The sequence below is a fragment of the Methanosphaera sp. genome (assembly GCF_016282985.1).
In the GTDB taxonomy this organism is placed as follows: Archaea; Methanobacteriota; Methanobacteria; order Methanobacteriales; family Methanobacteriaceae; genus Methanosphaera.
The window spans coordinates 1-20439 of record NZ_JAEELZ010000144.1 but is presented as its reverse complement, the minus strand read 5'-3'; the positions used below and the strand labels follow the sequence as shown (position 1 = coordinate 20439).

23 protein-coding genes and 2 tRNA genes are annotated in these 20439 nt (G+C 29.7%); 7 read left to right on the top strand and 18 right to left on the bottom strand.

Annotated features, from left to right (window positions below):
- Positions 1 to 289: 289 nt before the first annotated feature.
- The gene (locus QZZ11_RS08625; protein ID WP_292475350.1) at positions 290 to 1381 is read right to left on the bottom strand and encodes an RNA-guided endonuclease TnpB family protein; all 1092 of its coding nucleotides are present in this window, start codon (positions 1379 to 1381) and stop codon (positions 290 to 292) included.
- Between the two features lie 260 nt (positions 1382 to 1641).
- Positions 1642 to 3420, bottom strand: coding sequence for a glycosyltransferase (locus tag QZZ11_RS08620; RefSeq protein WP_292475348.1), 1779 nt, complete (start codon positions 3418 to 3420; stop codon positions 1642 to 1644).
- Positions 3421 to 3733: 313 nt separating this feature from the next.
- Between QZZ11_RS08620 and QZZ11_RS08615 the strand changes: the two genes are divergently transcribed.
- Positions 3734 to 3808: transfer RNA gene (locus tag QZZ11_RS08615), tRNA-Arg, on the top strand.
- Positions 3809 to 3876: 68 nt separating this feature from the next.
- A tRNA-Arg gene (locus QZZ11_RS08610) sits at positions 3877 to 3951 on the top strand.
- A gap of 440 nt (positions 3952 to 4391) precedes the next feature.
- Here the strand turns inward: QZZ11_RS08610 and QZZ11_RS08605 are convergent.
- Positions 4392 to 5207 (bottom strand): hypothetical protein, encoded by an 816-nt coding sequence (locus tag QZZ11_RS08605; protein WP_292475346.1) that lies wholly within the window; start codon positions 5205 to 5207, stop codon positions 4392 to 4394.
- Between the two features lie 113 nt (positions 5208 to 5320).
- Positions 5321 to 5827 carry an ArsR family transcriptional regulator gene (locus QZZ11_RS08600; RefSeq protein WP_292475344.1) on the bottom strand — a complete coding sequence of 169 codons (507 nt, stop codon included), beginning with the start codon at positions 5825 to 5827 and terminating at the stop codon, positions 5321 to 5323.
- Positions 5828 to 6041: 214 nt separating this feature from the next.
- Here QZZ11_RS08600 and grpE point away from each other — a divergent pair, with 214 nt between their 5' ends.
- The 5 genes from grpE to frhD all read left to right on the top strand — a co-directional run bounded on the left by grpE (position 6042) and on the right by frhD (position 10792).
- On the top strand, positions 6042 to 6608 hold the full coding sequence (gene grpE / locus QZZ11_RS08595; protein ID WP_292475342.1) for a nucleotide exchange factor GrpE: 567 nt from the start codon (positions 6042 to 6044) through the stop codon (positions 6606 to 6608).
- Between the two features lie 48 nt (positions 6609 to 6656).
- Positions 6657 to 8519, top strand: a complete 1863-nt coding sequence (gene dnaK, locus QZZ11_RS08590; protein WP_292475339.1) for a molecular chaperone DnaK — start codon at positions 6657 to 6659, stop codon at positions 8517 to 8519.
- A 156-nt stretch (positions 8520 to 8675) separates the two neighbouring features.
- Positions 8676 to 9836 (top strand): molecular chaperone DnaJ, encoded by a 1161-nt coding sequence (gene dnaJ / locus QZZ11_RS08585; protein WP_292475337.1) that lies wholly within the window; start codon positions 8676 to 8678, stop codon positions 9834 to 9836.
- A gap of 45 nt (positions 9837 to 9881) precedes the next feature.
- Positions 9882 to 10274: a hypothetical protein gene (locus QZZ11_RS08580; protein WP_292475335.1), complete on the top strand. Its 393-nt coding sequence runs from the start codon at positions 9882 to 9884 to the stop codon at positions 10272 to 10274.
- 50 nt (positions 10275 to 10324) lie between these two features.
- Positions 10325 to 10792 (top strand): coenzyme F420-reducing hydrogenase, FrhD protein, encoded by a 468-nt coding sequence (frhD, locus tag QZZ11_RS08575; RefSeq protein WP_292475334.1) that lies wholly within the window; start codon positions 10325 to 10327, stop codon positions 10790 to 10792.
- On the opposite strand, the gene QZZ11_RS08570 is transcribed toward frhD, so the two are convergent.
- From QZZ11_RS08570 to QZZ11_RS08505, 14 genes are all read right to left on the bottom strand, one after another.
- Positions 10785 to 11957, bottom strand: coding sequence for a TIGR00375 family protein (locus tag QZZ11_RS08570; RefSeq protein WP_292475332.1), 1173 nt, complete (start codon positions 11955 to 11957; stop codon positions 10785 to 10787). The two genes, frhD and QZZ11_RS08570, sit on opposite strands and share 8 nt — an antisense overlap.
- A gap of 37 nt (positions 11958 to 11994) precedes the next feature.
- Complete coding sequence (locus tag QZZ11_RS08565; protein WP_292475330.1) at positions 11995 to 12771, bottom strand: proteasome assembly chaperone family protein; 777 nt, start codon at positions 12769 to 12771, stop codon at positions 11995 to 11997.
- A 1-nt stretch (position 12772) separates the two neighbouring features.
- Positions 12773 to 12946, bottom strand: a complete 174-nt coding sequence (locus QZZ11_RS08560; RefSeq protein WP_292475327.1) for an RNA-protein complex protein Nop10 — start codon at positions 12944 to 12946, stop codon at positions 12773 to 12775.
- An 88-nt stretch (positions 12947 to 13034) separates the two neighbouring features.
- Positions 13035 to 14006, bottom strand: coding sequence for an alpha/beta fold hydrolase (locus tag QZZ11_RS08555; RefSeq protein WP_292475326.1), 972 nt, complete (start codon positions 14004 to 14006; stop codon positions 13035 to 13037).
- 66 nt (positions 14007 to 14072) lie between these two features.
- Complete coding sequence (locus QZZ11_RS08550) at positions 14073 to 14855, bottom strand: translation initiation factor IF-2 subunit alpha (RefSeq protein WP_292475324.1); 783 nt, start codon at positions 14853 to 14855, stop codon at positions 14073 to 14075.
- Between the two features lie 36 nt (positions 14856 to 14891).
- Positions 14892 to 15071, bottom strand: a complete 180-nt coding sequence (locus QZZ11_RS08545) for a 30S ribosomal protein S27e (protein ID WP_292475323.1) — start codon at positions 15069 to 15071, stop codon at positions 14892 to 14894.
- Positions 15072 to 15100: 29 nt separating this feature from the next.
- Entirely contained in the window at positions 15101 to 15382 is a 282-nt protein-coding gene (locus tag QZZ11_RS08540; RefSeq protein WP_292475321.1) for a 50S ribosomal protein L44e, read from the bottom strand.
- Between the two features lie 322 nt (positions 15383 to 15704).
- A complete protein-coding gene (locus QZZ11_RS08535) occupies positions 15705 to 16721 on the bottom strand; it encodes a hypothetical protein (protein ID WP_292475320.1) in 1017 nt (338 codons plus the stop codon).
- Positions 16722 to 16777: 56 nt separating this feature from the next.
- Positions 16778 to 17509, bottom strand: coding sequence for a proliferating cell nuclear antigen (pcna) (gene pcn / locus QZZ11_RS08530; RefSeq protein ID WP_292475318.1), 732 nt, complete (start codon positions 17507 to 17509; stop codon positions 16778 to 16780).
- 186 nt (positions 17510 to 17695) lie between these two features.
- Positions 17696 to 18556, bottom strand: a complete 861-nt coding sequence (locus QZZ11_RS08525; protein ID WP_292475317.1) for a hypothetical protein — start codon at positions 18554 to 18556, stop codon at positions 17696 to 17698.
- 134 nt (positions 18557 to 18690) lie between these two features.
- Positions 18691 to 19008, bottom strand: coding sequence for a transcription factor S (locus QZZ11_RS08520; protein ID WP_292475315.1), 318 nt, complete (start codon positions 19006 to 19008; stop codon positions 18691 to 18693).
- Between the two features lie 73 nt (positions 19009 to 19081).
- The gene (locus QZZ11_RS08515) at positions 19082 to 19486 is read right to left on the bottom strand and encodes an NUDIX hydrolase (RefSeq protein WP_292475314.1); all 405 of its coding nucleotides are present in this window, start codon (positions 19484 to 19486) and stop codon (positions 19082 to 19084) included.
- A 78-nt stretch (positions 19487 to 19564) separates the two neighbouring features.
- Positions 19565 to 19831, bottom strand: a complete 267-nt coding sequence (locus QZZ11_RS08510; RefSeq protein ID WP_292475313.1) for a DNA-directed RNA polymerase subunit L — start codon at positions 19829 to 19831, stop codon at positions 19565 to 19567.
- 3 nt (positions 19832 to 19834) lie between these two features.
- The coding region (locus QZZ11_RS08505; protein WP_292475312.1) for an exosome complex RNA-binding protein Csl4 at positions 19835 to 20439 on the bottom strand (605 nt) is incomplete at its 5' end.

Here is a 20439-nt window from a genome sequence, read left to right as displayed (position 1 = left end):
GCAATATACGTCTAGATTTTATTATAAATTATTTTTCTTGAAAAAAATTTATGAAAAAACATCTCTATAAAGATAGAGCGTAATGGACTAATATTTCTATTTTCTATGTTAATATCCAGGGCTATTAACAAAGCTAGCCCCCATGTCCCATAGGTTATGGAGAACTCTCCCCCTGACCCGCGAGATCTTGAACTTCTTTTGCAAGATTCTATGCCTTTCGACAAAGCTATCCCCCAGGTTCCCCAGGTTCATTTGTTTTAATAATAAATGTTATAAATACGATTTTTAATTAATTTTTTAACAATGCTTTTCGTAATATATTTTTTGCTGCATTAACATCCCTATCATGTATTTCTCCACATTTTGGGCATTCCCATGTTCTAACATCAATAGTGATATCATCGTATTTATATCCACATTTACTACAGAGTTTCGTTGAAGGAAATCTCGTATTTACTTGAATAAATATTTTACCATAGAGTTCACATTTGTATTTTATCATATACACTAGTTTATGCCAGTTTGCTTGGAATATGTTTTTACTGTAACGCTTGTCCTTTAGCATATCCTGGATATCTAAACTTTCCATTGCGATTACATCATTTTCCTTGACAATTTTTGTACTGAGTTTATGGAAATAATCATTTATTATGTTTTTTCTATGAAACTGTTCTGAATTTTGTTTTGAAATTATGTCTTCATATTTTCGACTACCTTTAGATTTTGATGATAACTTTCGATTAAATTTGCTAAGCTTTTTATTAGAATATAAAATGTTTGGAGGGTCATATTTTTGTCCATTTGACAAGACTACTAAATTTTTTAACCCTAGATCTATACCGATTTTTTTACCCGTTTTTGGAAAGGGTTTTATGTTGTCAGACCTGATAGTGATTAAGATGAACCATTTCTTATTCTGATATAAAACTTTATATGATATTACTCTGTTGTATTCAATAGTTTTTCCATAGTGTAACTTGAATTTTCCATATTTATCTAAATGTAAAATATTTCCTATTAACTCTATGTTTTTTGTATTATTCAGTAGAAATGAATGAACTCTTATCTTTTCATCTTTAGCTTTTAATTTGTAGGGATCTTTACTAAGTCTTATTGCACGAATTACGTTATTCAATACATCATCTATAGTTGAATCATTAAGCTTAGATATTGAACTATAATTGTTTTTTGCCTGTCCAATAACCATTTTAAAATAATTAATTAAATTGTAGGGTATATTATTATTTTTGTAATCGACTTTGTATTGATTTAATAGTTCGTTGTATAAGAATTGACAAGCGTCCAATGTCATTTCAAACTGTTTAATCTGTTTATCTTTTGGATAAATTCTGCATTTATGGGTTAATGGATGATAATTCATTTTAAATATTGTTTCCTCCACACTGAACATTATTCATTAATATTCAGTTAATTATAACATGATAGTATTTATTAAAACTTTTTCAGAGAGGTATATATTTTTATGAATATTGTTTAATACTTTTCATGTTACAATCAATATTATATATTGCATAGTATTTAAATGTTTTGTATGAAATATGAAAATATTATAAAAAAAGCAGAATATAATGTAAATTGTATAATAAAATGTTAAAAAAAATTAAAAAAAATAAAAAATGTTTAGAAATTTATATTCAGGAAGTGATTTAAAGATGGATCCCTAACAAATAAATTTGTTGAGTTAACACCTGTTTCTTCCAATATAACTTTCACACTTGTGGATTGATAACTTGAATTGTATACTAATCCTATACTTGAATCATTTAACCTTAAATTTTTCACTGTTTCATTGTTAATAGCAATTATATAAGTGCCGTTTTCAATAATACCCACAGATTGTGCCACTTTTGTATCGTTAACGTATACATTTAAATTTTTGGATGGGTGTGAATCTGTTAATATTTGTGAAAAAATATTTACTGTTGTTTTATTAATAACCCCAAGTTTAGTCTCATTTCCGTCAGCTTCTATATTGGCAATCTCATCTTTATGAATATTATGAGTAATATAACATTTTTCAAATACACTTCTTAAGTCACTATCACGGATAACTTGATCTAATTTAAGATTCAACTCTGTTCTGGCAGACTCCGGAATACGTATTATATCATTCTCGTTATTAACTACCTGTTCTAATTGATAACGTGAATCACCTATATAAATATAATCACCGTACTGAGCATTCAATGTATTCAATGCCGAATTCGACAATCTTAACAGATGAGGTTCATTTTCCAATGCACTTTCAACTGTATAAGGTCCTCTGACATCCACGGTACTTCTTGGTTGAGAGACTGTGGAAATTACTAGATTTTTTGTTGTAGGTTCTAAGGAAATTTCATTGGATGAAATAGAAACTGAACCCAGTAATGAAGCCACGATTGCCAATATAATTATTATGGATATTACCACTGGAAAATGCATGTGAATAAACGATTTGATAATTTGTTTAGTTGGAATTTTAGTTTGATTATAAACCTTCACCGACATTTTGATTATTTTATATAGATAATAAATCGAAATAACCAAACCTATTAATATGGTTATAGCAGATACAAGAGGACCCATATATTTTATGAAAAATAATCCAAATATTCCAAAAGTAATTATGGACAATCCCATTATTTCCATTCGTATTGCATTACCCAAATCATCAACCATCGTTAATCTACCATAACTAATTGCACGATCAACAATTGTTCTAACAACTTCATTAGCCATGATATTAAGTTCTTTCAATGTAGACATTTCATGAACAATGTTTCCTATATCAACTTCCTGAATTCTCATACCCCTGGCATCAGCATCCAATACTATACCAATATCTACACCATAATCATGTTCTAAATCAATATGATCTAAAAAACTTTTAATGGAAGCGAATTGTCCACTTAACGGTTGATCAAAATTTAATTCAGGGAAGAAAAACTGAAGTAAAGGTTTTGCCGTTAATTCCGTTACTCTACCTGCTTCACGTTTAAATTTTGTTTTAGTAATATCTGCTTCGCCATCCAGAATAGGTTGAATAATGGATTCTATTTGATATTGATTAATTTCAGAAAGATCAGCATCCAAAAATAATACTATATCATTTGTAACCTTTTTTAGTCCTGTTTTCATTGCAGAACCTTTACCTTTATTGGTTAAATGTTTTAGTAATATTACATCATCACAATCAGATACCAGATTATATGTATTATCAGTTGAGCCATCATCAACAACTATAATCTCTGTAATAGATTTTACTTTTTTTACTGTATTAATAACATGGATAATTGATTTTTCTTCATTAAAAGCGGGAATTACAACACTCACTTTTTTATCCAAGCTAATATTCTTGTTATTAAAAAAAAGTAAAGACAAAACAAAAAGCAATATTAGTGGTAACGTTTGTAACATGAAATCTCCTATAATAATTTTATAAAATTCTTTATTAATAATAAGTTATATTTATCATAATATAAATTATTTATTTATAAATATAATTAAAAATAAAACAAATAAGAGAGAACTGAATTTATATTTGTAAAATAAAGTATTTCATTAGATATTTAAATCAATAAATATTTAATTCTTATTTATTAATTAAATACAGAAATATAAGAATTAAAATTAGTGTATAAAATATAAATATAACATTTTAAAAAATGGTTAAAACCATAAAGTATAAAAGTAATAAGATATAAAACATTATAATAGTAACATATGTTATGGGCCTGTAGCCTAGCCTGGATAGGGCGCTGGACTTCTAATCCAGAGACCGTGGGTTCAATTCCCACCAGGTCCGTATATTTTACTAATGACTATTTTTCGAGATTTTTATACAATAATTATTCATAATAGATTTATTAATATGGGTTTGTAGCCTAGCCAGGATAGGGCATCAGACTCCTAATCTGAAGATCGGGGGTTCGAATCCCCCCAAATCCGTATATAAAATATTAAAAAAAAACTAGTTTTAAAAAGAAATAATCTGTTTCAAAATAAGAATAAATAATTTTAAAATAAGAAATAGTCTGTTTCAAAATAAGAATAAATATTTTTTAAAAAAAGAAATTTGTATTAGAACATAATTATTCAATTGAACGTCCTAATATTTGACCGACTAAAGTTACTATAATCATTCCGACTATAATAATTGCTATTATTGGTACAAAATCCATAATATTACCTCAATACTTATTGTAATCCTAATTTATTTTATAGTATAATATATAATCAAAATAGTATATATTTCTTTTTAAAGTTTAAACGATTATATTTACAATGAAAAAAAGGTTTGTGAGAATAATATCTCATACCATTTAATCAAAAATAGACCTTTATGTCTTAACTGTCTTATATTTATCTTAGCTACCCAAATAAAATAACTATTCACTAGTATCTGCTTCACCAAGATTTGGAGAATCAGGTAGTGGTGTTTCTTGACCGTAAACTGTTAAGTCTGCAGCAACATATTTCCATCCGGAGAAATCATTTTTAGGAATATAGAATTTTCCTGCATAATTATTATTATCCCTGTAATATGCTGGAATAACATAATAATCATCTTGAACTTCAGTACTGTCCCAATCTAACATTAACACACTTGAATCATAATGTGGACTAATAACTGATTCTATTTGTTGTCTAATATTATCAGTTAAAGTTGAAGCTACATTTGACTCATCAGGGGTGTTGCTAGGATTATTATTAGATGGTCCATTAGAGTCTGGATTTGAATCTCCAGTTGAAGGATTATTTCCGGATCCATCGTTTGAAGATGAACCACCATTGGAAGCATCACCAGAAGATGAACCGCCGTTGGAACCATCACCAGAAGATGTTGTTGGAACAGTTATTCCATTATTTGCATCAACTAATGAATCCCTTTTACTTGTTTGACCTGCCTGTACAGACTGTGCTTGTGCATCTGCCTGTGCTTGCGCATCGGCTTGAGCCTTGGCATCGGCTTCAGCTTGAGCTTGTGCAGCTTTTTGAGCATCTGCCTGTGCCTGAGCGTCAGCTTGAGCTTGAGCGTCTTCTGCAGTTTCAGGTGCTGTTAAAACATCCGTAACCGGAGATTCTTCAGTTTCAACACTTGCAAGAGGATTTAATATATCTTCCCCGTTATTTATTTGGTAGGTAGCTGCTACGATTCCTATAAGAGCTACTATTAAGACGGACAAGATTATCTTTTTATCCATCATTTCACCTTATTATTTTTTCGTTAGCATACCACTATCAATATCAAGTATTTTTTTAATACTCAACATTTTATATATAATACTATTTGTTTATCTGTAGTATATAAGATTTTTTAATCATCTAAATTATATTCAGGAATTGCTTTAGTTTTAGTGATATCTGTGATTATTGTTCTAGTTTTACGTTTTTCTGGATTTTCTACTTGATTAAGTAACTCTTCAGCATATGTAAGAGCATTTTTATATTTGGTTATTGCAGTTTTTAAATCATCAATTGCCTTTGAATCTCCCATGTATAATCTTTCTTCTATATTAAATAATTCCGTGAATTCTTCACCCATCATATGCATATTAATTGAGTCAGGTTTTATGAATATTTTTATTTCTATATCCTGAGCTATTTCATAATATTTTCTAGGTCTTCCACGTTCAATTTTTTGGAATGACGGATATATTAAACCTAAATCCTCCATAGCTTTCAAATGTCCAATAATTGCTTTTTGTCCCACATTTAATTCTTGTGAAATTTGACTTACAAAACATGGTTCTTCCGTTAATAAACCTAATATATCTCGCCTAGTTTTACATCCAATTACATCTAGTATAGCCTCTAAGTCCATGTTATCACCTTTTGCATTTTATTGATATTGTCCTATATAATATTATATTACTACCTATTATATAAATATAACCTTAGGTTACTAAAAGACCGTTAACTATATATACTTTAATAATTAATCTATAATTAACAAAAAAACTTTTATAACTTAGGGTTACTATAATAGTTAAAGCCCTTAAAATAAGTAAAATATGTAAAAAAATAAGGGTGAATAAATGAAAGATGAAAAAAAAATAGAAAAGGAAGATATGGAAGAACAAGAAATCAACGAAGAAGAAATCAATGAAAAAGAAGAAGAAATCATTGAAGAAGAAGCAGAAGAACCTGAAGAAGATTCATGTGAAGACACAATTAAACAACTAGCGGAAACACTTACACAATACAAAGACAAAATGCAAAGAATGCAAGCAGATTTCGAAAATTATAAAAAACGATCTGAAAAAGAAAAGTCAGAATTCGTCAAGTATGCCAATGAAGGTTTAATACTTAAAGTGCTGGAGGCATATGAAGATTTAGAAAGAGCATTGGAAGTCAAAGAAGATAAAAATCTAAGAGAAGGAGTAGAATTAATATACAAAAAAATGACAAAAATCTTAGAAGATGAAGGTGTAGAAGAAATAGAAACAGAACACCAAAAATTTGACCCATATAAACATGAAGCTCTAATGACCGAAAACAATGAAGATTATGAAAACAATGAAATAATACAAGATCTTCAAAAAGGTTATACATTAAATTCCAAAGTTATTAGATACTCTAAAGTTAAAGTATGTAAAAAATAATTACGATAATATAATAATTAAAAAAAAAACGAATAAAAGGTGATATTTATGGCAGAAGAAAAAGTAATCGGAATAGACTTAGGTACAAGTAACTCAGCAGCAGCTGCATTAATTGGTGGAAAACCAACAATTATCCCTAGTGCAGAAGGAGCAACACAATACGGAAAATCATTCCCAAGTTATGTAGCTTTCACAGATGAAGGAGAAGTATTAGTAGGAGAACCTGCAAGAAGACAAGCTGTAACAAACCCTGAAAACACAATAAGTGCAATCAAAAGACACATGGGATCTGACTACAAAGTTAACATTAAAGGAAAAGATTACACTCCTCAAGAAATTTCAGCATTAATCTTACAAAAAATTAAAAAAGATGCAGAAGCATTCCTCGGAGAACCTGTACAAAAAGCAGTAATTACCGTACCGGCATACTTTGATGACAACCAAAGGACAGCAACCAAAGATGCAGGTAAAATTGCAGGTTTAGAAGTATTAAGATTAGTAAACGAACCTACAGCTGCAAGTTTAGCATACGGATTAGATAAAAGTGATGAAGAAGACGTAAACATTTTAGTATTCGACCTTGGTGGAGGAACGTTAGACGTAACCATAATGGAATTCGGAGACGGAATCTTCGAAGTAAAATCAACCAGTGGTGACACAAACCTCGGTGGAACAGACATGGATACAGCTTTAATGAAATATTTAGCTGAAGAATTCAAAAAAGAAAATGGTGTTGATTTATTAAATGATGACCAAGCAGCACAAAGATTAAGAGAAGCAGCTGAAAAAGCAAAAATCGAATTATCAACAACATTAACAACAGACATTAACTTACCTTTCATTACAGCAACACAGGCAGGACCTTTACACTTAAACATGACATTATCCAGAGCTAAACTCGAAGAACTTGTAGACCCTATTGTACAAAAATGTGGAGCACCTATCAAACAGGCAATCAGCGATGCAAAAATGTCAAACGGTGACATTGATAAAATCATCTTAGTAGGTGGACCTACAAGAATGCCAGTAATACAAAAATATGTGGAAGACTATGTCGGTCAAAAAGTAGAACGTGGAATTGACCCAATGGAATGTGTAGCAAGTGGAGCATCCATCCAAGGTGGAGTATTAGCTGGAGAAATCGATGACTTAGTATTATTAGACGTTACCCCATTATCATTAGGAATTGAAACTATGGGTGGAGTAGCAACAAAACTTATCGAAAGAAACACTACAATCCCAACCAAGAAAAGCCAAATATTCACAACTGCAGCAGATGGTCAGACCAGTGTAGACATTCACGTTGTACAGGGTGAAAGACCAATGGCAAATGATAACACAACCCTCGGTAGATTCCAATTAGTAGGTATCCCATCAGCACCTAGAGGAACTCCACAGATTGAAGTTACATTTGACATAGATGCAAACGGTATTATTAACGTATCTGCAAAAGATAAAGGTACTGGTAAAGAACAACAAATTACAATCACTTCAAGTAACAAATTATCCGATGAAGAAATTGAACAAAAAGTCAAAGAAGCAGAAGCTCATGCAGAAGAAGATAAAAAACGTCAACAAGAAATTGAAATCAGAAACAATGCTGACAGTTTAGTATACACCACTGATAAAACTTTAGAAGAACTTAAAGATCAATTATCTGAAGACAAACAACAATTACTTAAAGATCAACAAGCTGAACTTAAAGATGCTATAGAAAAAGATGACATTGATTTAATTAAAGAAAAATCCGAACAATTAGATAAAACCATCCAAGAAATCGGGGCTGAAATTTATCAGCAAGCAGCACAGGCAGCACAAGCTCAACAAGAAGCTGAACAAGCTGCAGGCAATGCTGGTCAACAACCAACTGATGATGATGACACCATCGATGTTGACTTTGAAAAAAAATAAGTAAATACTAATTAGCTACAAAACAATATACAAGTATATTACTTAATTATAAATTGTTAAGTTAAACCCTATGACTTGATACGGGACAGATTAGTTAAGGAAATTAACCTTAGCTAATTTTTTTTTATCGAATATTAAATTAAAAGGGGAAATGAAATGGCAGATAAACGAGACTATTATGAAGTTTTAGGCGTTGACAAAAACGCTGACAAAAAAACTATTAAAAAAGCTTACAGAAAGCTTGCAATGAAATATCATCCAGATGTAAACAAAGATGATCCAGATGCCGAAGAAAAATTCAAAGAGTTAAGTGAAGCTTACGGTGTTTTATCAGATGATGATAAAAGACAAAGATACGATCAATTTGGACATGCCGGTATGGAAGGATTTAGTCAAGAAGACATATTCAACAACATAAACTTTGAAGATATATTTAGAGGTTTCTCCTTTGGTGGAAGTCAAGGTGGATTTGGAAGTATTTTTGAAGACTTGTTCGGCGGTGGATTTGGAGGCTCTCCTAGAAATGCCTATGCAGGTAGAGACCTTATGCAAACCATCGAAGTAACCCTAGAAGAAGTTGCCAGTGGTGTTACCAAAGATTTAGACATCAGACATCAAAAATCTTGTCCTCATTGTCATGGAAGTAGAGCAGAACCTGGTAGTGACGTAAAAACCTGTACTAACTGTAACGGTTCAGGACAGGTTCGTCAGGTCCAAAATACTCCTCTCGGACAATTTTCTACAGTGTCTGCATGTCCACAGTGTAATGGGGAAGGTAAAATTATTGAAACTCCATGTTCAGAATGTAAGGGCAGAGGTCTAACACCTACAACCAATAAAATTTCAATCCCGATTCCTGCAGGTGTAGAAACAGGCAGTAAACTCAGAGTTTCAGGAGAAGGTGACGATGGTATAAATGGTGCTCCTCCTGGTGATTTATATATTACTATAAAAGTGTTACCTCATGATTTATTCATGCGTGACGGCCAACATTTATACTATGATTTACCGATTAGTTATGTACAGGCCTGTTTAGGTTCAGAGGTAGAAGTTCCTACTATTGATGGAAGTAGTGCAACTGTAAAAATACCTGCCGGTACTCAAAGTGGAACAACATTTAAACTTCGAGGAGAAGGTATTAAACATGTGAATTGGTCAGGTAAAGGTAATTTATATGTTAAAACCCACGTAGTTGTTCCTAAAAAATTATCCGATAAACAGAAAGAAATACTGGAAGAATTTGCCAGTGTTAGTGGTGAAGAAATTTCACACGTAAAACAAGGCTTCTTTGATAAAGTTAAGGAATCTTTAAAATAATTAAGCCTTCATTCCCTTTTTTTAATTTTATTTTTATGTGATTTTATGATTATTAAAGATGAAAATATCTTTATTGACATTTTGATTAATGGAAAAAAATTTTATAAACTTAATCTCAGAGAGGTTGAAGAACTATTATCAGAATATAAAAATATTGATTTAAAGAGTAAAGAAATAGTTGATATACCTAATTGTTTTGCTTATTTTTGTAGTGATATTGAAAATAATGAATTCATTTGTAAAATTTACAAAACTTCGTTCGGATTAGATAGATGGATCATGTTAATGAAAGATGATTATGAAGGTTATGCATTGTATGAAAATCCGGAAAATCATGAATATGAATTAGCATGGTATCATTCCAGCCTTGAAGAACCTTTAGATGAAAATGAAGAGAAAAAAAGGATTACTTGTTACATACCAAGTACAAATAATTAAAAATGATGAACAACTTAAATTAATATATTAATAAATAATGGTGATAATAAATGGCATATGATGCAGAAGTATTAGTAATAGGATGTGGAAACGTTCTTTTTAAAGATGATGGATTTGGACCGGCAGCAATAAACAAACTTGAAGAACAATTAGAAGAAAGACCTTTACCACCAAATACAATGACTATTGATGCTGGTACAAGTGCTCCTCATTACATATTCTCCCTACCAAATCCAATGTGGAAAAAAATAATTATCCTGGATATAGCTGACTTTGGTGGAAAACCTGGAGATATTAAAATATTAAGTAAAGAAGATGTACCTCAAGGAAAATATCAAGACCCACATTCAGTATCTGTAGCAGATCCTTTAGATGAATTAGGAGAAGTAGAAATAGTTATTATTGCATGTCAACCAGAAAAAGTATCTTCACCATTTGTTGAATACGGAGTATCTGATAGTGTTGCTGAAGCAATTCCAAAAGCACTAGACATAGTATATGAAGAAGTTATTATATAACTTCATTAACACTTTCTTTATAGTTTACAGTACCGTACTGTCCTCCCCGCCCAGGAATAACATCCAGATTATTTGTTCTGTAAGCCTGAATGATACTGGCTAATTTTTTATCAATAATTGCAATTTTTTCTACAGGTATGTTAATCAATACATCGATTTCGTTTGAAAACTCTTCTATCAACTGATTATACCTTGTCTGGACATATTTTGTTGTTACACCTTTGTCATGAACAGTACTTAACAGTTCTGCCAGAGGAAGAACATATTGATAGTGTGGTCTATTTTTTGGATGTTTACCTTCTGCAAGTGTAGATAATTCATCTATTCGAGATTTTACACCTTTTTTTATTTGTCCTCCACAACTGCATTTCATATTATTATTCTGAGCATCTTTTATATCATACAACTTATAACACTTTATGCAGCCAGTTTCATGATATTTTCCCATGCGGGGGTTAATACCATAATTTTCTAATATTTTGTCAGATCCAATAGCTTTCTTTATTGCCTTAAAAGATAACTCGCTTAAGTCTATTTTATTAAATTCCCTTCCAATTCTATGTGGCCATGGAGAATGTGAATCTGAATTTGTTAGAAATGGATAATCATGCAACTCTTCAATTGTATCTGCAAGAATTGTATCACTTGATAATCCCAATTCTACAAAGTCAACTTTTTGACCGTAACATTCCTCAATTGAATCGTAAGTTTTGAATATTCCTGTCCATGGTGTAAATATATGTGCAGGTCCTACAATACAATCATAATCCTTTGCTATATCAATAATTTCTGAAGCATGCATTCTAATTTTAGGCCTGCCGTCTGCATCCATATTTTTAACAATGAATTCATCCCGCATCTGCCATGCCACTTCCAATGATGGTATAATAAGCAAATGATGTATTCTTTCGTTATCTTCTACTTCTGTTGTAGTAATAAAATTAGTTGATACTCCTTCAATATTGGTTTTATAGATTCCCGTATCATCCATAGGGGTTAGTTGATCTTCTAATTCCTCAAGCCATTTGGAATGTAAAGCATCACCGGTGGCTATGAGATTTAATCCTTTTTTCATTGACTCAACAGCCATTGTTTCAGGATTCATATTTTTAGATGTTGCCATAGAATATTTACTATGTACATGTAAATCTGCATTAATTATCATATAATCACAAAAATAGTAAAAAAAGGGAGAAGAATAATTATCCTATGTATTGTAAATCGTCTTGATTTTGAACTTGCTGTTCCATTACATGAGGTGGTATTTTTTGAGATGCTTCAATTCTTTGATTGATTAAATCTATTTGTTCTTCAATTTCATCAAGTGGAATTGTGAATTTTAATAATTCAAACAGTACTAATAAAACTGCTTTAGCTGCACTGGCATCGACAAAAAATCCGGGTGTTTCTCCCATTAAACAAGTGGCAGGTATGTCTCTTTCTTCTGCATAATATAATAATAATCCTGATGCTCCTATAATTGCTCCACCTTCATCTTTTCTGATGGAAGTGCTGTTCAATTGAATTACTTCATCAAGTGATTCTTGATTATTTGCTGCAACAAATACTCTGTTATCTTTTACTAATTCACCAGTACCTAAACCACCAAGTGTAAATATTTTTTTAGCACCTAAATCTTCAAAATAATCAATTAATACTTTACAAATTTCTGTTTGTCCTTCAAAATCAGAACCTTGAGTATTTCCGGTGAGTAATATTAAATCATGTTTATCTTCGCCAAAATCTTTTAAATAGTAAAATTCATTTTTCATGTGTTCAATTAAACCATTTTCTTTCATAGTTACTTGTGGTGGGAAATAATCTGATTTTAATTCAGCGAATTTTATTGCTTCTGCCTGTTTAATTATCTGATCTACTACAAATTTACCTACAAAACCTATACCAGGTAATCCTTCTAATACTATTGGATCTTTTATGTCAAAATCTTTAATTTCTTTAATTATATTTTCTCTTACCATATTATTTCTCACCTTGTTCTTGTTGTTTTTTCAAGATTCTCCTATATTTTCCATATTTGTCTTGTGGAGAATATCTTGCTGGAAATATTACTCCAGTTTTTTCATTACAATCAGGACATATTTCTTGTAATGTGTACTCTTTACACTTGTTGCAACGTTTCATCTGAAATTTCATATTATTATATTTAACTACTATTAACTTAAATTTGTACTATTTTAACTAAAGTTACACTTGCAATATATGTCTAAAACAATAAATATCATTAAAACTGTGACATGAATTCTGCAAGTTCATCTTGAATTTTATTTAACTGACTTGAACCAATATGTCCAATATATGAATTATAAATAATCAGTTTTGAATCATTAATTAATCCATTCATTGGAATTGCATCCAACTCCGGAGGGAAATATTGATCTTCGTATATTGCAATTATCAATGTACGGGCAGTTATATTAGAAACTTCATTTGATAAATCATAATTAATGGATGCTTTATTTCTATAATAAGCATCATAAACATTTTCCTCAGAATCTTCAACTGCAAATTCATCCATAAAGTTATTTATCTCTTCTTTAGACAAATCCATATAATACTGTCTGGATAATCCAAAAGAGTACATTGCTTTACTTGATAATTTAAGAGAACGTTTAAGTTCTTTATCCGGATTGTTAAAATTAGGATCAGATTCAATGATATCGTTCATTACTTTACCTAAAATGTAATTTTGACCCCCAACCTTATAACTACTGACCAAGGATATTAAAAACTCAATATCATCAGGATATTTTGATGCCCATGTTAATGCTTCAAAACCTCCCATCGAATTACCTATAAGACCTAAAGGTTTTTTAATTTTAAGTGCCTGTTTTAAAAACTTTTTATTAAAATTTACCATATCCAATACTGTATACTCAGGATATTTATTAAATAGTTTTGAGGTACTTGGACTATTGGTTCCAGGAGTTCCAAGAGTAGACAATGAAACAAAGAAAAACTTATCTGTATCAAATGGCAATCCTTTTCCAACTGCCTCTGAAATTCTCTTAATTGAAGCATAATTTCCACTTGTTCCATGGAAATATATTATTGCATTGTTAATATTACCTTCCTCATCATAAGATGGAGTTCCAAATGTTAAATATTCAACTGTTAAATTTTCCAAGGTTGTTCCATTTATAAAAGTAAAATCATCTAAAGTATAATATTCTGGATTAATAGATTCAATTTCCATAAAATTCCTCAAAATTAGTTAATTGATAAATAAAATATTTAAAAAAAAGTAATTATAGAAATGAAATTAATCATCTAATTCACGATGGAAACTACCTTCTCCATCATTTTCTTCAATCATTTCTATACATTTTTCAGCTGATTCTCTTAATATTTTTTCAGCTGTTGGGTAATCTTGTGCTGTTACCATCACTCTGTATTTAGGTGCTCCCACACATTGAACTTCAACGTTCTCTGATTCTATAGATTCTAAAGCTTCAATGATTATCTCTACACCATTTGGTTTATATGAGGTTATATCTACATAACCAGTGATTTGCACTTCTGGAGTTGAAATATTTTTCTTAGCTACATCAGTTATAGTTTTTGCCCATAGTTCATCGACATCTATTGCTAATAAAACTTCTTCACCCTCATCAGAAGCTAACTCAAATCCTTCATATAAGTCTCCGAATTCATCCATTATTAGATATCCAACTTCTTCGTATGCTTCATCTAAAGTCTTATTTATAGATTTAGCGGATATTTCTAATAATTTTTCAGCTTTTTGTTCTATTTTCCATTGTTGAATTCTTCTAGTCCTTTGATCTTCACGAATACGTTTTAATGAAGCATCAACATGACCTTTTTTAGGATTTACTCTAAGTACACGTGCTACTATTTTTTGGTTTTCTCTTACATAATCTCTTATATTTTTTACCCAACCAGAAGAAACTTCAGAAATGTGAATAAAAGCTTCTTTTCCTTCATATTCTTCTAATTTTGCAAATGCACCGTAACCTAATACTTTATGAACTGTTCCAACAATTAGATCACCTTCTTCAGGCCATTCTTTGTTCATTCTAACCATATAATCACCTGGAATAGTAATCTTGTTGTATTTAATCTAGTAGTTTAATACTTCTACAATTTGTGCATAAATTTTAGAACGTCCACCTTTTGGTTCAACTAATGTTTTACCACAGATGACACATTTTACAGTGGATGCTGCGTGGTCAAATATTACTTGATGATTTTCACAATCCCCACATTTGACTTTTAAAAAATTACTTTGTTGTTTAGCCATTGAAAGTTCCTCCATAAATTATTTTAAGATTAGTTTGATACGAATTCAACTTTTCCTGCACGGAAACCTGTACCTTTAATGTGTGCTTTTCCACATTCTTTACATTTGTATCTTAAGTCTAATTTTTTAACAGGTTTACTTCCTGATGGTAATGGCCTTGGGTAACCTCTGTAACCAGCAGTTACACGTCTGAACTGACGTTGACCCCATTTTAATTCGCTTGCTTTTCTTCTTTTTGATGTGTGTACTTCGTGTACTGTGTGTTTTTTACATTTTGGACAGTAAGTCCTTCTTTCTCGTGGTATTTTCATCTTTTCACCTCGTTATTTATAAAATTAAATTGTACAATTTAATTGATGTTTAAAGTAATAATACTTTAAAATTCGATAAAATATTTGAATAAATTATTTCCTTTAAATTTATTCTTTAAAAATATTAATACAAATAATTGTATTATTTACACTAAAAAGCTTATATAAAGCCACATAACTGATTCTATGACTTTAGCTTTATGTATAACTAGTTAATCCTAATTGTTCGTTAAATGTAGAACAATCAATAATTTATCTATATTATATTATGTTAATCATCTATATTTATAATTTAGTATTAAAAAAAAAGTAATGTGAAATATTATTCTATGATATTAATAACATCATTTTTACACAATATTTCAACAATAGATTTTGGTAGTAAAACAATATCATCTACCAAAAATGGACCATAAGTTTTTTCATTTTCATCAAGAATATCTGTGATAATTTCTTGCTTGAATTCAACTAATTCAACATCTTTTAACACAACTGCTTCATTATCTGTCTCAATTGTTGTTTCATTAATGTCTTTTTGAACTTCCAACTCATTCTCATTTTTAGTTTCGGACTCTTTTTCAGGTATATTCTGTAATACTACAGAATCCTCTTTAGGAGGTTTAGGACCCTTAAAAGGTGTAGATATATCTCTTTTTACTGGTTGTACTGGGTTATTGTTTTCATCCAATAAAACATCATCAGGTGCTTGACCAAACATCATCGCAATTTGACTTTCATCAAGAAGTGGAGGTTTAGGTTTTGATGATTTTTTAGGACTTGCAATTTCTGTTTCATTCTCTTTAGTTTCGGGAGTTTTTTCATCAACAGAAGAAACATCATCTTCAACTTTTGTTTCTTCATCAATTTTCTTTTCAATCTTTTCTTCTTTAATTTCCTTTTTAGGCTTAAAACCGATTTTAGTTTCATTAGATTGATTATTTATTATGATTTTTTCCATTAAATGTTCACGATGACTTACCATCATGTCAACAATTTTTCTATAAAACTCTTCCTCTTCCGGAGTGGTGTTATAAGGTATTACATCATATAATTCAGAGTCATTTTTATGTCCTTTAAAAATATCATGAGATTTTTGAACATTTGTCGCAGCTGTACTGACGATTTTAAACTCACGTCTTTCACAAATTTCCGTTGTTATCCTTTGAGCATCACGTAATTGGTATGCTTCTAATGATAGAGGATTATTGTTAACCCTTTTTAGCAATTCTTGAAGATAATTAGAAGCATCATTATAGAAAGAATCATCTATTTCAGATAAAGTACCTGTAGTTCTTTCTTTCTTCTGAATATCCCTTAATTTTTGAAAAAAAGTATCCAATTATATTTCCCCTATATTAGTTAAATCTATAATTACAAAAGATAATAGAGAGAGCATTATTCTTCTTCTATTCTAGGAGCTAATAAAAATGATAATTCTCCTTCATCATTTAATAATTCTAAAACTAAAGTTAATGGCATGTCATCCCCTAATTGAACATAGGTTTTATCAGCGAATTTTTCTGCTTTTAACATTTCTTTAATATTTTCAATAGCATAAATTGCTTTTGCAGTTTCAGAAATTTTTTCACCGTGTAAATATTCAACTTTTGCATCAGCAAAATCTCCAACTGCTTCTAATGTAAGATTATCTTCATCCACATTGAATGATACTCTGTCTGCAACTATTTCAATATCTTGAATAGCTTCTTTTAATGTTGAGATAGGTATTGAAATATTTACAGGATATTCTATTTGTGGTTGTGCTGGTGTATCATATTCCAAATCAATGAGTTTTACTTTGAATGTTTTCTTAATTGCACCTTCAAATGTTATTATGAGACTTCCTGCATCAACAGTCAATTCCATAACATCATCGGATTTGGATCTTTTAAGTACTTTCATTAATTCTTCAGTATCTAAATTTAATTTAATTGGTTTATCACATTCATAAATATCAAATAAAGATTCTTTTAATTCTAAATGAACATATGTGATATGACTTCTATCAATTGCATTCAATCTAAGTCCATCTGAATCTACTTCTATTTGTACTTCGTCAACGATTGATGATATTGCATCAAAACTTGTTTTAAAAATGCTTGGGTCACTTAATACTAGTTTGAACACTATGCCATACTCTCCTTAAAAATGAATTTTTTGATTATAATTAATGTTTTAGTAAAAGTTGGTAATAAATTTTATTAACTTTAGATATTGATATAAAAAAAAGTTCTATAAAACCAGTTAAATTTAAAATTAGTTTGTAGTTGAAGTTTAATTATTAATCTAAGAAATATATTACTCACATAATCTCTATTTCTTATTATTATGTTCTTTTTCTGAATCAGAATCGTCTATATCATCCATTACATTAGATAAATTATTTAAACCAACCATATTCATAAGTTCTTTGTAGAAAGCTAAGATAATTATTATTATACCTAAAAATATTAAACCAAATGCTATAGATTCATGTTCCCCATACATAACATGATCGGAAACCCTAACAACATCATTCATTGCTTGGAAAATACCTATAAGAGCAACAATCAAACCTAAAACAATCATAATAATTTTAGACACGGATATTTTACTAATTCTAATTTTTGGGAATAAATTAGATTCCTTAATTTTTTCCGTATCAAATTGATTAAGTAATGGAACACCATCGCTATCAACTTTAACGTTGTCAATTATTTTAGTATCATCATCAATTGTTTTCTTAGATTTTGATTTTTTAACTGGTTTATTTATTTTAGATTTTGATGGTTTTGAAGGCTTTGAAGGCTTTGAAGATTCTGATTTAGATGGTTTTAATTTAGATAGAAAACCTAATTTATTTTCATCCTTTTTAGTTTTAATTTTTGTATCTTCTACAGAATTTTTAATATTGTTAACATCAACTTCATCAATAGTTTCCATTAATGAGTTCTTTTCATTAATAATATTACCTGTATTAGAATTAGATTGAGATGCCAAATCTGAACCTTCTATGATTTTACCACTTGTACTATCATATTCAGGAACAGTTTCTAAATCAGATTGTTCAATTTCATCAAAAAAGTCTTTTTCGGTCTCTATACTTGTAAAATCTTCATCAAACACATTTAGTTCATCGAAAGGATCTACCTCATTTTGATCAAAAGTATTAGATTTTTTATTTTTTTCTGCCATGACAAGTCACTTAACCGAAATTATTAAAATAAAATTTATTAATGATATTATTTTAATTTTTTAATAATAAATAATTTACTATTATAGAATAAATTTAAAAATAAATTAATAAAAAAAGTTCATACGATTAGAAATTAATCGTATTCACGCCAAGTATAATCACATTCCGTGCATCTGAAAAATCGAGTTTCAGATTCATCAGCACTTCGTGTTTGTTGTAACCACCAAAATGCTAATTTATTGGAACATTTTGGACAAATAACTTTTATTGTCGGTAAAGTTTTCACGTTACCATCTGTAACAATTATAGTATCTTCTTTATCAACTTTTTCTGACACTTCATATTGTTTTTTAGATTCTTCAGTTACTAATTTTTCATATCCACATGCATCACATGAGAACTTACCATCTTTTGGAAATAGTACTTTTCCACAGTCTGGACAAAATTCCATTTATAATCATTATCTCCTTAATATTTGTTTTGTTCTTACATAACTATTTGTTAATAATATAAAATATATTTAATCATAATATTCCCGAATCTTTCAAAATTTCATTATGATCAAATGCTAACTTCATATTTTTTAATTCACTGATGTCAATAAATTTTGCATCTTTTGCATCGGAATCACTTTTAAGTGTTCCACCTATTATTTTAGATAAAAAAGCCACCGTAACAGTATGTCCTCTAGGATCCCTATCAGGATCAGAGTATACTCCTACCAATTTAGTTAATTCAATATCCAATCCTGTTTCTTCTTTTGCTTCTCTAACTGCTGCATCTTCAACTTTTTCACCATATTCCACAAACCCCCCAGGTATTGCCCAATGGTCTTTAAATGGGTTGTTAAGACGTTTAATTAGAATGACTTTATTATCCTCTATAATTATAGTATCTACTGTTAATGCAGGATTTTTATATTTTGTCATAGAATCAGTCTTATTAATAATAATTTATGTAATTTTAAAAAAATTTTAAAAAATAGTTAATAGAATAAATCATTATGTTTATTCGTTGAAAGCATCAGTTAATGCTTCTTTAAATTCATTTGCTTCTGATTTAACTGTTTCTGCAGCAGTGGTTAATGATTGTTGAGGATTTGAACTAACTACTTCAAATTCTGGTTGTCCAATTAAAGGATGAGTAATATCATATGCAGCTGCACTTACTTCCTCTTGTGACATTAATCTTTTTCTTAATATGTTACAAATTGTGTGACTTTCACCAGTAATTTCCAATACTACATGTTCTTCATCATTTCTTAAATATTTCATTGTTTAAATACCTCCATAATTACTTGATATGTTACGTGAATCTATTTTTCCACATTCACATATTAATTTATGAGTCTTTTCATCCATTTTCATAAATTTACGACAATTTACACACATTGCCTTTATTACACCAGTTTCTTCTTCAGATGTACTTAAGTCAATATATTCGGAGCCATATATGTTTACTACTTTAGCTTCTACAATATCGCCTATTTTAAATAATTCATGAAGTGAAGAAACAAAATCTTCATTAGTCTTTGATATATGAATAAAACCTTTATAACCTGTTACTATTTCACGAGGATTATCTTTTATCATCTTAATCGTGACTAGTGCTTTATTCTGTTTTACTTCCGTAATATGACCAATAACATAATCTCCTACTTTAAGAGAACTTGGAGGATTAATAGAGGATATTGAAATTGTTTTTTCATCATCATCAATTTTTATTCTCCCAGTAATACTTGCTTTTATATTTCCATCCTCAACATAAGTCCAACTTGATGGAATATACTCTTCATAAGTACATAAAACTTCTCCCAGTAGTACTAAGTCATTATCTTTATGATACATGATTACATTACCCGAATTTTTCAGAATTGTATAAT

Bases quoted from the DNA above. Each gene is read 5' to 3' on its own strand.
- QZZ11_RS08625 (WP_292475350.1), bottom strand. From the start codon at position 1,381: ATGAATTATCATCCATTAACCCATAAATGCAGAATTTATCCAAAAGAT.
- QZZ11_RS08555 (WP_292475326.1), bottom strand. From the start codon at position 14,006: ATGGAAATTGAATCTATTAATCCAGAATATTATACTTTAGATGATTTT.
- QZZ11_RS08605 (WP_292475346.1), bottom strand. From the start codon at position 5,207: ATGGATAAAAAGATAATCTTGTCCGTCTTAATAGTAGCTCTTATAGGA.
- dnaK (WP_292475339.1), top strand. From the start codon at position 6,657: ATGGCAGAAGAAAAAGTAATCGGAATAGACTTAGGTACAAGTAACTCA.
- QZZ11_RS08525 (WP_292475317.1), bottom strand. From the start codon at position 18,556: ATGGCAGAAAAAAATAAAAAATCTAATACTTTTGATCAAAATGAGGTA.
- QZZ11_RS08540 (WP_292475321.1), bottom strand. From the start codon at position 15,382: ATGAAAATACCACGAGAAAGAAGGACTTACTGTCCAAAATGTAAAAAA.
- QZZ11_RS08545 (WP_292475323.1), bottom strand. From the start codon at position 15,071: ATGGCTAAACAACAAAGTAATTTTTTAAAAGTCAAATGTGGGGATTGT.
- QZZ11_RS08550 (WP_292475324.1), bottom strand. From the start codon at position 14,855: ATGGTTAGAATGAACAAAGAATGGCCTGAAGAAGGTGATCTAATTGTT.
- grpE (WP_292475342.1), top strand. From the start codon at position 6,042: ATGAAAGATGAAAAAAAAATAGAAAAGGAAGATATGGAAGAACAAGAA.
- QZZ11_RS08600 (WP_292475344.1), bottom strand. From the start codon at position 5,827: ATGGACTTAGAGGCTATACTAGATGTAATTGGATGTAAAACTAGGCGA.
- frhD (WP_292475334.1), top strand. From the start codon at position 10,325: ATGGCATATGATGCAGAAGTATTAGTAATAGGATGTGGAAACGTTCTT.
- QZZ11_RS08580 (WP_292475335.1), top strand. From the start codon at position 9,882: ATGATTATTAAAGATGAAAATATCTTTATTGACATTTTGATTAATGGA.
- QZZ11_RS08570 (WP_292475332.1), bottom strand. From the start codon at position 11,957: ATGATAATTAATGCAGATTTACATGTACATAGTAAATATTCTATGGCA.
- dnaJ (WP_292475337.1), top strand. From the start codon at position 8,676: ATGGCAGATAAACGAGACTATTATGAAGTTTTAGGCGTTGACAAAAAC.
- QZZ11_RS08620 (WP_292475348.1), bottom strand. From the start codon at position 3,420: ATGTTACAAACGTTACCACTAATATTGCTTTTTGTTTTGTCTTTACTT.
- QZZ11_RS08515 (WP_292475314.1), bottom strand. From the start codon at position 19,486: ATGACAAAATATAAAAATCCTGCATTAACAGTAGATACTATAATTATA.
- QZZ11_RS08565 (WP_292475330.1), bottom strand. From the start codon at position 12,771: ATGGTAAGAGAAAATATAATTAAAGAAATTAAAGATTTTGACATAAAA.
- QZZ11_RS08510 (WP_292475313.1), bottom strand. From the start codon at position 19,831: ATGAAATATTTAAGAAATGATGAAGAACATGTAGTATTGGAAATTACT.
- QZZ11_RS08560 (WP_292475327.1), bottom strand. From the start codon at position 12,946: ATGAAATTTCAGATGAAACGTTGCAACAAGTGTAAAGAGTACACATTA.
- QZZ11_RS08520 (WP_292475315.1), bottom strand. From the start codon at position 19,008: ATGGAATTTTGTCCAGACTGTGGAAAAGTACTATTTCCAAAAGATGGT.